The organism is Gilvimarinus gilvus (assembly GCF_030518155.1).
GTDB lineage: Bacteria > Pseudomonadota > Gammaproteobacteria > Pseudomonadales > Cellvibrionaceae > Gilvimarinus > Gilvimarinus gilvus.
Genome location: NZ_JAULRU010000061.1, coordinates 1 through 344 on the forward strand (window position 1 = coordinate 1; position 344 = coordinate 344).

Here is a 344-nt window from a genome sequence, read left to right on the forward strand (position 1 = left end):
AAAGCAAATCCAGGATTTGTAGATGGACGTGATGGTATTTTAATGGCAGATGTTGTATTGAATAAAGGAGAAAATCAATGTTTAATATGGGAAGCTTTTGCTAAAAGAGGATTGGGTTATAGCGCAGATCAAGGAGATCCATTATTAAGAAGTGACGGGAAAGAAGCCTTTGATTTACCACCAACATGTGCAAGATTAGGAACGGATGATTTAGAAGCGAATACGGTGAGTATATATCCTAATCCCGTAAAAGATTTAGTATATATCAATTCGAAAGATAATGTAGAGAAATATGAAATTATAGATGTTACTGGACGTGTAATAAATTCTGGATCTGTAAAAAA

1 protein-coding gene is annotated in these 344 nt (G+C 33.7%); it reads left to right on the forward strand.

Annotated elements, in window-relative coordinates; genetic code table 11:
* A partial coding sequence (locus QWI17_RS00285; RefSeq protein WP_302720504.1) for a M36 family metallopeptidase occupies window positions 1–344 on the forward strand: 344 nt, incomplete at both ends.